Source organism: Streptomyces sp. NPDC001056, from assembly GCF_053598955.1.
Genome location: NZ_JBSFLI010000014.1, coordinates 14,594 through 27,069 on the forward strand (window position 1 = coordinate 14,594; position 12,476 = coordinate 27,069).

Sequence of the window (12,476 nt, forward strand, 5' to 3'; positions counted from 1 at the left end):
GCTCGGGCGCGGCGGCCGCACACGCGCGAGCCGCCCGTTCGGGTCAGGGTGGTCGGGTCGACCTGGAGCGCGGTGCGGCAGTCGCCTGCCGTCCGCTTCTCCGGACCGCTCGCCGGATTCGGCGTACCGTGTCGATCCCGCCCGCCGAGACCGGTTTCCACCTTCCCGTGGGATCGGTGTGTCATCGGCGGACGTCCTTCCGCGCCCATCGATGCCGAGGACGCACCATCCGGACGTATCCACCTTCACGCCGTCCATGAGTCGGGTGACCCCCACGGGGTTGTCTGCCGCAGTTCCGCGGGCAGGAGGGCGTCGGGGAACGACTGGTAGCACCCGGGCCGGAGCCGGTGTTCGACCGCCAGGGTCCCGACACCGGTCGTGCCGGGCGAGGAAGTGGCGGGCCAGGGGCCGCCGTGCACCATGGCGTGACAGACCTGGACCCCGGCCGGCCGGCCGCCCCACAGGATGCGCCCGGCCCGCTGCTCCAGGACCGGCAGTATCCGCTCCGCCGTCGCCAGATCGACGTCGGTCCCGTGCAGGGTGGCCGTCGACTGCCCCTCGACGCGCTTGAGCAGAGCGAGGAGCCCGTCGGTCCCGGACCACCGTACGACGAGCCCTGCGGCACCGAAGACCTCGCCGGAAAGGTCCTCGTGGGCCAGGTGGGCCGCCGCGTCGCACTCCAGGACCACGGGGCTCGGCGCGTTGGGGCCCTCGCCGGGCACTCCCTGTGCCATCACAGAGACGCCTGCGGTGTCCGCCCACCGCGCCGATCCCTTGACGCAGGCCGCCGCGATGCCCGGGGTGAGCAGGGTCTGTCCCGTCATGCGGAAGCGGCCGGCGCTCGGGCATCGCGGGATCGACGCGGACACCGAGCGCGTGCCCGCTGCGGACGAGAGCCGCGAACATGCGCAACTGCCCGCAGGTGCGCGCGCGTTCGCCGGTCAGGCGGTCGAGCGGCAGCCCGGACTCGCTCGCGGCGAGCCGCAGGAGTTCGGCGCCGAGTGCCTCGATCTCCTCCGCGCACGCGTCGAGGAAAGCGGCCCGCCGGTGTGCGGGCAGGGCCCGGTGGTCACGCGCGGCCGCGGCGGCCGGTTCCGCCGCCCGCGCCAGATGCTCCGTCGGCGTTGTCTTCGGTCCGATCAGGTGTATAGCCTGAGCAATGGCATGTGACATTGCACAGAGGAGGGGCCGATGACCCCGAAGGTCGTCGTCGTGGGCGCGGGCGTCGTCGGCGCCGCGTGCGCCTTCCACGCCGCCTCGGCCGGCATGGACGTCACGGTCGTCGACCGCGGACCCGTCGGTTCCGGGACGACAAGTCGCGGTGAGGGCAACGTGCTTCTCTCCGACAAGGCACCCGGCCCCGAACTCGACCTGGCGCGGCTGAGCCGGGAGCTGTGGGACGAGGCGGGCGAGGAGCTCGGGCCGGAGTCGTTCGAGCTCGAACCCAAGGGCGGCCTGGTCGTCGCGAGCACCACCGAAGGCCTCGCGGCGCTCCGGGAGTTCGCCGCGCGGCAGGAAGCGGCCGGCGTCCGCATCGAGCCGGTCGACCACGTGCGGGACCTCGAACCCCACCTGGCACCCGGGGTTCCCGGCGGCGTCCGCTACCCGCAGGACGCCCAGGTGCAGCCGGTCCTGGCGGCGGCCGCGCTGCTGCGGGCCGCCGTGCGGCACGGCGCGCGCTTCCGCACGGGTGCGGTCGTCGGCGCGGTGACCGGCGGGGACGGCAGGATCACCGGCGTCCGGACGGCGACCGGCGACGTCCTGTCCGCCGACGCCGTCGTCAACGCCGCCGGGACCTGGGGCGGTGAGGTCGGCCGCCGGCTCGGCGCGCCCGTCGAGGTGCTGCCACGCCGTGGCTTCGTCCTCGTGACCGAGCCACTGCCGCCCATGGTCCGGCACAAGGTCTACTCGGCCGACTACGTGGCCAACGTCGCCTCGTCCGACGCCGGACTGGAGACCTCGTGCGTCGTGGAGGGCACGCCCGGCGGCACGATCCTCATCGGTGCCAGCCGGGAACGCGTCGGCTTCGACACGACGATGAACACCGCGGTGGTCGCCCGGCTCGCGGCGCAGGCGTGCCGGCTCTTCCCCTTCCTGAGCGGAGTCCACCTGATCCGCGCCTACTGCGGCTTCCGGCCCTACTGTCCGGACCATCTGCCGGTCATCGGCCCCGACCCGCGGGTGCCGGGGATCGTCCACGCGTGCGGTCACGAGGGGGCGGGTATCGGTCTCGCGCCCGCGACCGGCGCGCTCGTGACGGCCCATCTGCTCGGCCGTCCCTGGCGCGGCGCCGACCCGGCCGCGCACACCGGCCTGCTGCCCGACCGCTTCCTCACCCCCGGAGGTGCAACACAGTGAGCGAGATCGTCATCGACGGCGAGCCCCTGCCGTTCGTCGAGGGACAGACCCTCGCCGCAGCCCTCGTGGCCGCGGGCCGGGTCGCCTGGCGCACCACCCGCGTCCAGCACCGCCCGCGCGGCGTCTTCTGCGGCATCGGCGTCTGCTTCGACTGCCTCGTGCGGATCGACGGGGTCGGCGGTCAGCGCGCCTGCCTGGTGCAGGCGGCCGAAGGGATGACCGTCACGACCGGGGAGTACGACGATGAGTGAGCCGGTGGACCTCATTGTCGTGGGCGCGGGGCCGGCCGGCATGGCCGCGGCGGTCACGGCGGTGGCCGGCGGGCTGCGCGTCGTGCTCGTGGACTCCGGCCCCTCCGTCGGCGGCCAGTTCTGGCGGCACCCGCCCGAGCGCGCGCGAGCGGCGATCCCGACCGGGGATCTGCACCACGGACTGCGCGAGTACCGCGCCCTGTGCCAGGCGCTGTCGGCGGGTCGGGTGGCGGGGCGGCTCGACCTGCGCCTGGCGCACCACGTGTGGTCGGCCGTCCGCGACGACGACGAGTTCGCGGTCCACGTGGTCGACCGGCAGGAAGCACCACGGGAGAGGGCCGTGGTCCTGCGCGCGCCGAGGCTCCTCGTGGCGACCGGGGCCTATGACCGGCAACTGCCGTTCCCCGGATGGGACCTGCCGGGCGTGCTCACCATCGGCGGCCTCCAGGCACTGCTCAAGGGCGGCGGGGTAGCGGCCGGGAACCGTGTGGCGCTCGGCGGTACCGGCCCCTTCCTGCTGCCGGTGGCAGCCGGCCTCGCGGCGCGCGGGGTCGAGGTGGTCACGGTGTGCGAGGCCGCCGACCCGCGGGCGTGGCTGCGGCACCCGGGTGCGCTGCTGCGCAACCCGGGCAAGTGGGCCGAGGGAGCCGGGTACGCCGCCGTGCTCGCTCGCCACCGCGTCCCGGTCCGCCCGCGCACCGCGATCACCGGCGCCGAAGGAGGCGAGCGCGTGACCTCGGTCCGGATCGCCTCGCTGGCCTCCGACGGCAGCCCGCGTCCGGGCACGGAACGACGGGTCGAGGTCGATGCCGTCGGCGTCGGCTGGGGTTTCGCACCGCAACTCGACCTGCTCGTCCCCTTCGGCTGTGAAATGACGGACTCGGCGGACGGCAACGCGGTCGTCGCCGTCGACGACGGGCAGCGCACCACCGTGCCCGGTCTCTACGCCGCGGGCGAGGCGTGCGGTGTGGGCGGGGCACCCCTCGCGGTGGCCGAGGGCCGCCTCGCCGCGGCGTCGGTCCTCGCCGACTCGGGCGCCGCGCCCGTGCTGGGCACCAAGCGCCTGGCCAAGGCGCGCGCCACGGTGGCAAGGCAACGAGCCTTCGCACGGGCGATGAGCCTTGCCCACCCGATCCCCGCGGCCTGGTCCTCGTGGCTGACCGACGAAACCGTCGTGTGCCGCTGCGAGGAGGTGACCGCGGGCGCGGTCCGGGCAGCCCGCGCCGACGGCGGCGCACCTGACCACCGGCAGGTCAAGCAGCTGACCCGAGCCGGCATGGGCTGGTGCCAGGGGCGGATGTGCGGACCGGCCGTGCACTGCCTCGCCGCACAGAAGCGGCCCTACGTGCCAGCGGAGCGCCTCGTCGCGACGCCCGTCACCCTCGGTGCGCTCGCCGAGCTCGATGAATGACCGCCGAGACGGACGGACATCGGTGAGAACCAGTGACAACCGACAAGGAGTACTGATGACCGAGACCCGCAAGCCCTGGCACGGCGTCATCGTCGCGACCAGCCTGCCGTTCGACGACGACCTCACGGTCGACTTCGGCGCCTATGGAGAGAGCGTCGCCTGGCTCGCCGAGCGGGGGCTGCACGGCGTCGCGCCGAACGGGTCGCTGGGCGAATACCAGACGCTGACGGACGAGGAGCGCGACCGCGTCGTCGAGACGGCCGTCGCCAGCGCCCCCGAGGGGTTCACCGTGATGCCGGGCGTCGGCGCCTACGGCGGTGTGGAGGCCCGGCGGCACGCCCGGTTCGCCAAGGACGCGGGCTGCCAGGCGGTCATGTGCCTGCCGCCCAACTCCTACCGCGCCGACGACCGTGCGATCCTTGAGCACTTCGAGCTGGTGGCATCGGCCGGCCTGCCCGTCACCGCGTACAACAACCCCATCGACACCAAGGTCGACCTGCGCCCGGAACTGCTGGCCAAGCTGTATGCCGAGGGGCTCATCGTCGGTGTCAAGGAGTTCTCCGGCGACGTACGACGCTGCTACGAGATCTCCGAACTCGCGCCCGGACTCGACCTGATGATCGGTACCGACGACACCCTTCTCGAAGTCGGCCTCGCCGGCGCCAAGGGATGGGTCGCCGGTTATCCGCAGGTGTTCCCCGAGTCCTGCCTCGCGCTGTACAACGCGTCGGTCGCCGGCGACCTTGAGACGGCGCTGCCGCTCTACCGTCAACTGCACCCGGTTCTGCGGTGGGACAGCAAGACGGAGTTCGTCCAGGCCATCAAGCTCGGCCAGGAGATGATCGGCCGCCGCGGTGGCGTCTGCCGCCCGCCGCGGCAGCCGCTTCGCCCGGAGACGGAGGCCGCGGTGCGCGCCGCCACCCAGGTGCTCATCGACGCCGGGGCGAGGTGACCATGCGCTCGAAGGTCTGTTACCACGCCGTCGACTCGCACACCGAGGGGATGCCGACCCGCGTGATCACGGGCGGTGTGGGCGTCCTGCCCGGGGCGACGATGTTCGAGAGGCGGCAGCGCTTCCTCGCGGAACGCGACCACGTGCGCACCCTGCTCATGTGCGAGCCGCGCGGGCACGCGTCGATGTCCGGGGCCGTCCTGCAGCCGCCGACGCGGCCGGACGCCGACTTCGGCGTGCTCTTCATCGAGGTCTCCGGCTGTCTGCCGATGTGCGGGCACGGGACCATCGGCGTCGCGACGGTCCTGGTCGAGACCGGAATGGTCGAGGTCGTCGAGCCGGAGACCCTGGTGCGGCTCGACACACCGGCGGGACTGGTCACGGCCCGGGTACGGGTTCGCGAGGGCCGCGCCGAGGCGGTGACCCTGGAGAACGTCGCGTCGTACTGCCATGCCCTCGACCAGGTCGTCGATGTCCCGGGCTATGGGGCGGTGCGCTACGACATCGCCTACGGCGGCAACTTCTACGCCTTTGTGCGGACCGAGGACCTCGGGATCCCCTTCGACCGGGCGGAGAAGCAGCGGCTGCTCGACGCCGGACTGGCCGTCATGGCCGCGATCAACGAGCAGAACCCGGTGGCCCACCCGGAGAACCCGGAGATCGACGTGTGCCACCACGTCTGTCTGGAGGCCCCCGGGTCGACCGCGCGGCACTCCCGGCACGCCATGGCGATCCATCCCGGATGGTTCGACCGGTCGCCCTGCGGCACGGGCACCAGTGCCCGGATGGCGCAGCTGCACGCGCGCGGGCAGCTGGCGGTCGGCCAGGAGTTCGTCAACGAGTCGTTCATCGGCTCCCGCTTCGTCGGGCGCGTCCTGAACGAGACGACGGTCGGGGACCGGCCGGCCATCCGGCCGTCCGTGACCGGCCGTGCCTGGATCACCGGGACCGCCCAGTACCTGCTCGATCCGTCGGACCCCTACCCCGCCGGATTCACCCTCTGAGCTGCCTCGTGTACCGCCGCGCGGCATACGAGTCGGCGGGAATGCCACACATCCACCACGGGTGCGGGCAAGCCTCCCGTCCGCGACGCCGACCGCCGACGGCACGCCGCGGCGACTCGATCAACCGGGCGGGCACTCGGGCCGTGTGACCCTGTCCGGGTCGGCCGCCGGCCTGCGCGCCGACCCGCAGGTCGTCGAGGCATATCTGGGAGTGTGACGGATGACATGGACGGAACCGGTCGAGACGATCGACTGGCACACCGGCGGTGAGCCGTTCCGGATCGTGCCTCACAGCCCGGCAGCGGTGACCGGCGACGGGCTCACCGTCGCCGAGCGCCGGGTCGTTGCGACCAAGAGCGACGAAGCGCAGTGGGTGCGGGCGCTGCTGTGCGGCGAGCCCCGCGGCCACGCGGACATGTACGGCGGCTTCCTGGTCCCACCGGACGACGCAGGCGCCCATCTGGGGGTCCTGTTCTGGCACAAGGACGGGTTCTCGACGGCGTGCGGGCACGGCACGATCGCCCTCGGGGCCTGGGCGGTCGCCTCGGGCCGGGTCCCGGCCCCCGCCGACGGGGTGACCGACGTCGTCGTCGACGTCCCCTCAGGGCGTGTCACGGCGAGCGTCCGCACCAGCGGGGGCCGCGTCGAGGACGTGACGTTCACGAACGTCGCGAGCCACGTCCACGCCCGCGGCGTCGAGGTCGCGACCTCGCGGGGCGGGGTCACCGCCGACATCGCCTTCGGCGGTGCGATGTATGCCGTGCTGCCGGCAGCGGCGGCCGGCCTGCGGGTCCGGCCCGAGGACGTCACGGAGTTCATCGCGGTGGGCCGGGAGATCCGCGACGCCCTCAACGCGGCCGGTGCCGCCGAGCACCCCCGGGATTCCCGGCTCTCCGGAATCTACGGGACGGTCTTCACCGAGGAAGTCCGCTTGCCACGGCTGCGGGCCGACGGCACCCGGCGACTGCACCAGCGCAACATCACGGTGTTCGCCGACGGCGAGGTCGACCGGTCCCCGTGCGGTTCGGGCACGTCCGCCAGGGTCGCGCTGCTGGCCGACGCCGGGGAACTGAGCCCCGGTGACGAACTGCGGCACGAGTCCGTCGTGGGCTCCCTCTTCCGCGCGCGGATCACGGAGCGGACCACGGCGCACGGCGAGCCGGCGGTGATCACGGCGGTGACGGGCACGGCCCACGAGGTGGGGACATGCCGGTTCACCGTCGATCCCCGCGACGTTCTCCTTCCCGGGTTCGTGCTGCGGTGAGCGGGGTGGTTCTCGACGCCGAGGACGTCTTCTCACTCGGTCCCGTCGCCGCTGTCGCCGCGATTCGTGACGCCCTGGCCGGGGGCCTCGATCCGGACGGCGACGTGCCACGCTCCGTCATCCCGCTGGCCGGCGGACAGGGCCTGCTCATGCCGTCGGAGGCCGGAGGCTGGTTCGGGGTGAAGGTGGCGACCGTCGCTCCCGGCAACGCGGCGCGCGGACTGCGGCGGATCAACGCGACGTACATCCTGCACGACAGCGGGACGTTGACCCCCGTCGCGATCCTCGACGGGGTCGCGCTGACAACCCTGCGCACGCCCGCGGTCGCGGTCGCCGCATGCCTGGACCGGCTGCGCGCGCTCGCGGCCTCCGGTGCCGGCGGGCTGCGCCTGGTGGTCTTCGGCACGGGCCCGCAGGGCGAGGGGCACGTACGCACCCTCCGGGCCCACGTCCCGGTCGCCGATGTCACGGCCGTCACACGCTCCGGCGGTGCGGCCCCGGCATGGGCCGACCGTCACCTGGCGGCGGACGACGCGGCGATCGCCGGTCGCGTCCGCGGCGCGGACGTCGTCGTCGCGGCGACCTCGGCCCGTGAACCGGTCGTCGACGGGAACCTCGTGCGCGACTCGGCGGTCGTGCTGGCCGTCGGTTCCCACGAGCCGTCGGCGCGGGAACTCGACGGTGTGCTCATGGGACGCGCGACGGTCGTCGTGGAGAGCCGCGACGTCGCGCTCCGCGAGGCCGGTGACGTCGTCCTCGCGGTGCGGGAGGGCAGGCTCGACCCGGGCTCCCTGGTGGCCATGGCCGACCTGCTCCGCCCGGGAGCGGTCGTCCGCCCGGACCGGCCGATGGTCGTCAAGACGAGCGGCATGGCATGGGAGGACCTGGTGGTGGCCGTCGCGGTGTACCGGCAGGGGGGGCGGACGACTGTGACTGCCGGCAGTGTCCACTCCCCGGGGGCCGCGCCCCGCCGTTCTCCCCGGACGCGACGTTCAGCCGGAGAGCGGCGTGACCCCGCGGTCCGACAGCGCCCGGCTGATCGGCTCGCGAATCCTCACGGACGTCGACGCCGCAGGCGCGTGACGGCGCCGGTGAGCCCCGCCGTACTGCTGGTCGATCCATGCTTCGCCGAAGCGGGAGGCCGGAGACCTGCGCGGTGCGATGGGGACGTCCGCGAGACGGAAGCCGCGGCGTGGTGCGGTCGCCGCTGTCCGCGGCGGGCGACGCGAGGGCACAGGCGACCGTGGGAGAAGCGAGGACCGGCCGGAGAAGCCGTGGTCGTGGCGGTGAGGCCTTCACCTGGTCACCTCCTTCGGTGAGGCGGAGTCGTTCGTTCGCGATGGCCGGAGTCCGGGCGGCGGCGGTCCCCTGTGCCGTCGCCGCCCGGGACTCACGGCCGGGCGGGGGAGCCGCGCCGGCCGTGAGAGGAGCGGTACCGCGGGGGCGGCTCAGTACTGGGTGGAGACGGTGACGCCGGAGAAGCTCTGCGCCCCGTAGAGGGTGATGTAGTTGTAGCCGGCCGGAGGGTTGGTGATGGTCAGGGTGTGGCTGTTGCCCGCACCGGTCGAACGGTTCGTGTAGCTGGTGCTGGTGGCCCAGCCGCTGCCGCTGTAGTAGAGGTCGGCGTCACCGGTGCCGCCGGACGTGGTGATCCTCAGCTGGGACACGCCGGCCGGCAGGTAGACGTAGAGGTAGTCGTTGTCGCCGGTGGCGGCGGACCGGTTGCTGCGCCGGCAGTTCTGGCCCAGGACCCGGGTGTCCGGGTCGGTGCACTCGGTCATGCCGCCCCCGCCGGAACCCACGGTGACGCTCTTGGTGACGCTGCTGGTCGCGTTCTTGTCGTCGGTGACGGTGAGCGTGACGCTGTAGGTGCCGGCCGTGCCGAAGGTCTTGCTCGGGTTGGTGGCGGTGGAGGTGGTGCCGTCACCGAAGTTCCAGGACCGCTTCGCGATGGTGCCGTCGGAGTCGGTGGACTGGTCGGTGAAGGTGGCGGTCAGGTTGCTCACGGAGAAGCCGAACGCCGCGTTCGGAGCCTTGTTGGTCCCACCGCCACCGCCGCCGCAGCTGCCCGCCGCGCAGCCGGCCAGCCAGGTGCGGAAGTCGCTGTCGTAGCGGGTACCGATGGTGCCGGTCAGGTAGCTGCGGGCGGCGTTCCAGTCACCGGTGCGGTAGTAGCCGAGCACGGTGGCCATGTCCGAGGGGTGGTTTTCGAGCATGTACCGGGAGGCCAGGTAGCCCCAGCGGTAGATCCGCGTGGTGTCGTTGCTGTATGTGGTGTCGAACAGCGTACTGAGGCTGTAGGTACCGTAACCGGCCTCGGTCATGGCCTCGTTGTAGGTGACACCGCGGTAGGAGTAGGAGACGTACTCCGCGAAGCCCTCGATCCACCAGACGGTCGGTGTGGTGATGCCGGCGTTGAAGTCGCCGTACATGTCGAACCGGCCGTCGAGGTAGTGCGTGTACTCGTGGTTGAGGTTCCAGATCTGGAAGTCCGGGCGCAGCCACTCGGCCTCGTAGGCGATGAAGCGCGGCTGGTTGCCGGCCGCCGCCGGGTCGCCCTCAAGGTACATGCCGCCGTTGTTGGTGTCGATCCCGTACATGGCGCCGGCGTAGGTCTGGTAGTCGGTGCTGGAGTCGAAGACCACGACTTCGATCGTGCTGTTGTCGTCGTTGGCGACGGGACCGTTGTCCTTGACGACGCTGTGGAAGTACGCGTCCTGGTTGCGCAGGCTGGAGCAGGTGGACGACAGTTCGCCCGACGTCATCTGCTGCGCTTTGATGGTGATGCCGGAGCTGCACGGGTAGGTCACCGTCAGCACCGAACTCGCCAGCTGCGACTGCAGGTTGCAGGTGCCGTAGTAGGAGCAGTCGGCCTGGTCGTAGTAGTCGGTCATCTCGGCCACGCCGACCCACAGGGGAGCGGTGGTGCCCTTGATCGAACTTGAGTTCAGCAGGCCGGCGGCCAGTGGACGGACCTTGGACTGCAGAGCGGAGTGCTGGAGGAACCTGCCGAGTTCCCGTCCCGCGTTGGACGTGAGATAGGACTGGTCGGTTCCGAGCAGTGACAGGTGGCCGGAGGCGAAGTCGTACAGGGAGTCGATCAGGCTGGGGTCCGACTGGACGGCCGTCACGAACGCGGGCACCTGGTGCCCGCGGAAGGTCACGGTGTAGACGTTGTTGACCGCGTTGAGCATCCACCACGACGCGTTCCACGAGGCGTCGTAGTCCGCCAGCAGCTGCTTGAGGACATATATGTAGCGGGCGTTCTCCTCGGCGCTGTCGATGAGGGTGACTGCTTCGGCGAGGGTCTCGCCGTTGGCGTCGGTGACGTCGCGGGAGTGCGGGCTGGCGAAGAAGGCGTCCAGGCCCGAGCGGATGGCGGTCTGCAGGGTGCTGCCGTAGGTGCCGACCGTCGTGGCGTTGTAGTAGTGGACGTAGTAGCCGGCGCGCAGGTAGAGAACGAGCTGCGGCATGCCGGTGCTGGAGTCGCCGGGGTAGGACGCCGAGCCGTCGCGCAGAGCGTAGGCGACGGTGGTCATCTGGGCTTCGCGGAAGGCGTTGTAGGCGTCGCTTCCGGTCAGGTTGAACAGGGTGTTGACGCAGTCGGTCGTGGACGCCTCGATCTGCCGCACCAGCGCGTTGCCGGTGCGGCTGGTGAAGTCGGAGACGTTGCACGCGGCGGCCGCGGTGGCGCTCTTCTTCCCGGCCGTGCCCTTGCCCGTCGTCTCTGCCGACTTGGAGGGCCGCAGCGGCGGTTTCGCCGCCTTGCCGTAAGGCTCCCTGAGCGCGTCCTTGCTCGCCGCCAGCGGCGGGAGCTGGGACGCCTTCAGGCGCCCCTTTCCGACATGTTCGGTCTCGGCGGTGGCGTACTGCGCGACAGGCGGGGGCCCCGCGTGCTTCCCGCCTCCCGCCGCGATGTGTGTGGCGGACTTCGGGTTCTCGGTCGCGCCGGCCGGCTGCGCCAGCAGGCCGATGCCCATGGCGAAGGTCAGGGCCAGCGGCAGTGCCGCGCCCAGACTTCGCCGGACCAGTGACTTTCTCACTACGCCTCCCATGAGGGATCGGGCCACGCGGGGCGTGGCCGACAGGGAAAGGGAGAGGGCGTGGAGGGAAGGGAGGCCGAGCCGTCGATGCGACGGGGACACGGCCGGTGCCTGTATTGGCATGCCCACGACCTGTGACATGTACCATTGCACAGGTGACATGTTTCATGGAAGGCGTCCGATGAAATTGGGAGTTGCCAATTGGCGTACGGCAGACGCACTTTGACGCTGAGTCAAGAAAGAGGGCCTGGTGGGGGGCAGGGGAAGAAGCCAGGGAGTCCGTACCCCGGACGGCAGCGGACACGCGTCTCCGGCCGGGCCGCGGCGAGACTGCCGACCGTCCCCGATGTCGACGGCGCTCAGCCCGCGCACCACAGGAGGTTCCGGCCCGCCGCAGCCTCGCCCGCCTGGAAGAGAACGCGGCGGATCTTCATGGGCCGGGGCGGGAACGCGGCACGGCGTCGTCGTGGGGGAGAACGGTCACACGAAAGACGGCCACCGGTCGGCGGCCCATTCCCGCCAGGTCGGCCACCCGTGAGGCGGGCCGTCGATCGTGAGGCTGTCGAGTTCCGCCTTGTCGGGCTCCTCGAAGTGCGCCCGCCCGTAAAGGATGTCGGCCTCGGACATCGGCGACGTCCGCTCGGGGGCGGTCGCCCAGCGGCGGGCGATCCGGGCGCGTTGCGTCGCATCGTCCACCGGCAGGTAGATCATGCGGAAGCACGCGTTCTCGGCCTCCACCAGCCAGCGGATCGCGGACCGCTCATCCCGGGACCAACAGCCGTAGTCCACCACTACGTCGGTGCCGAGCTTCACCGCCTCCAGGGCGAGCCAGAGCATCCGCCCTTCCAGCACATCGCGCTTCCCGTCCGGATCCGACAGCCCGACAGGGGGATCATCCAGTCGTCGGGCGTCGGGCGTCGGGCGTCGGGCGTCGGGCGTCGGTCGTCGGGCGTCGGGCGTCGGGCGTCGGGCGCAGCGCGCCGTGCTTCTCGGCGAGCTGTCGGGCACGAGTGGTCTTGCCGGCCCCGGGCAGGCCGACCATCAGGAACAACGTGGTCGCGCCCGGATCGTGTCAGGTCAGGCAGGTGGATGACCACCTTGAGACATGGGTACACCAGGTTGCCCGCCCCGACCGTGGTCGGCGGCCACCGTCCGGTGCGACGCCGGCCACGGGCTCCGGACTCGGCGGATGC

Annotated in this window: 8 protein-coding genes and 3 pseudogenes; 7 read left to right on the plus strand and 4 right to left on the minus strand. The window is 72.0% G+C overall.

The window, feature by feature from the left end; translation table 11 throughout:
* Window positions 1-245: 245 nt before the first annotated feature.
* Together ACWDD7_RS18260 and ACWDD7_RS18265 are read right to left on the minus strand one after the other, a co-directional pair.
* Entirely contained in the window at window positions 246-824 is a 579-nt protein-coding gene (locus ACWDD7_RS18260; RefSeq protein WP_450458044.1) for a hypothetical protein, read from the minus strand.
* A gap of 112 nt (window positions 825-936) precedes the next feature.
* Window positions 937-1,173: pseudogene (locus tag ACWDD7_RS18265) on the minus strand (aldehyde dehydrogenase (NADP(+))); the annotation flags it as partial.
* 18 nt (window positions 1,174-1,191) lie between these two features.
* Between ACWDD7_RS18265 and ACWDD7_RS18270 the strand changes: the two are divergent.
* The 7 genes and pseudogenes from ACWDD7_RS18270 to ACWDD7_RS18300 form a co-directional block, all read left to right on the plus strand.
* Window positions 1,192-2,358, plus strand: a complete 1,167-nt coding sequence (locus ACWDD7_RS18270) for an NAD(P)/FAD-dependent oxidoreductase (RefSeq protein WP_450458045.1) — start codon at window positions 1,192-1,194, stop codon at window positions 2,356-2,358.
* Window positions 2,355-2,609 (plus strand): (2Fe-2S)-binding protein, encoded by a 255-nt coding sequence (locus ACWDD7_RS18275; RefSeq protein WP_450458046.1) that lies wholly within the window; start codon window positions 2,355-2,357, stop codon window positions 2,607-2,609. Before ACWDD7_RS18270 ends, ACWDD7_RS18275 begins: the two co-directional genes overlap by 4 nt.
* A complete protein-coding gene (locus ACWDD7_RS18280) occupies window positions 2,602-4,020 on the plus strand; it encodes an FAD/NAD(P)-dependent oxidoreductase (RefSeq protein WP_450458047.1) in 1,419 nt (472 codons plus the stop codon). Before ACWDD7_RS18275 ends, ACWDD7_RS18280 begins: the two co-directional genes overlap by 8 nt.
* A gap of 55 nt (window positions 4,021-4,075) precedes the next feature.
* Window positions 4,076-4,972 (plus strand): dihydrodipicolinate synthase family protein, encoded by an 897-nt coding sequence (locus ACWDD7_RS18285; RefSeq protein ID WP_450458048.1) that lies wholly within the window; start codon window positions 4,076-4,078, stop codon window positions 4,970-4,972.
* Between the two features lie 2 nt (window positions 4,973-4,974).
* Window positions 4,975-5,976 (plus strand): proline racemase family protein, encoded by a 1,002-nt coding sequence (locus ACWDD7_RS18290; protein ID WP_450458049.1) that lies wholly within the window; start codon window positions 4,975-4,977, stop codon window positions 5,974-5,976.
* A gap of 220 nt (window positions 5,977-6,196) precedes the next feature.
* Window positions 6,197-7,240 (plus strand): proline racemase family protein, encoded by a 1,044-nt coding sequence (locus ACWDD7_RS18295; protein ID WP_450458050.1) that lies wholly within the window; start codon window positions 6,197-6,199, stop codon window positions 7,238-7,240.
* 5 nt (window positions 7,241-7,245) lie between these two features.
* Window positions 7,246-8,154, plus strand: a pseudogene (locus ACWDD7_RS18300) (ornithine cyclodeaminase family protein); the annotation flags it as partial.
* A gap of 534 nt (window positions 8,155-8,688) precedes the next feature.
* Here ACWDD7_RS18300 and ACWDD7_RS18305 read toward each other — a convergent pair.
* Together ACWDD7_RS18305 and ACWDD7_RS18310 are read right to left on the minus strand one after the other, a co-directional pair.
* Entirely contained in the window at window positions 8,689-11,283 is a 2,595-nt protein-coding gene (locus tag ACWDD7_RS18305) for a collagenase (RefSeq protein WP_450458051.1), read from the minus strand.
* A 480-nt stretch (window positions 11,284-11,763) separates the two neighbouring features.
* Window positions 11,764-12,325 (minus strand): annotated as a pseudogene (locus ACWDD7_RS18310) (AAA family ATPase).
* Between the last annotated feature and the right edge of the window lie 151 nt (window positions 12,326-12,476).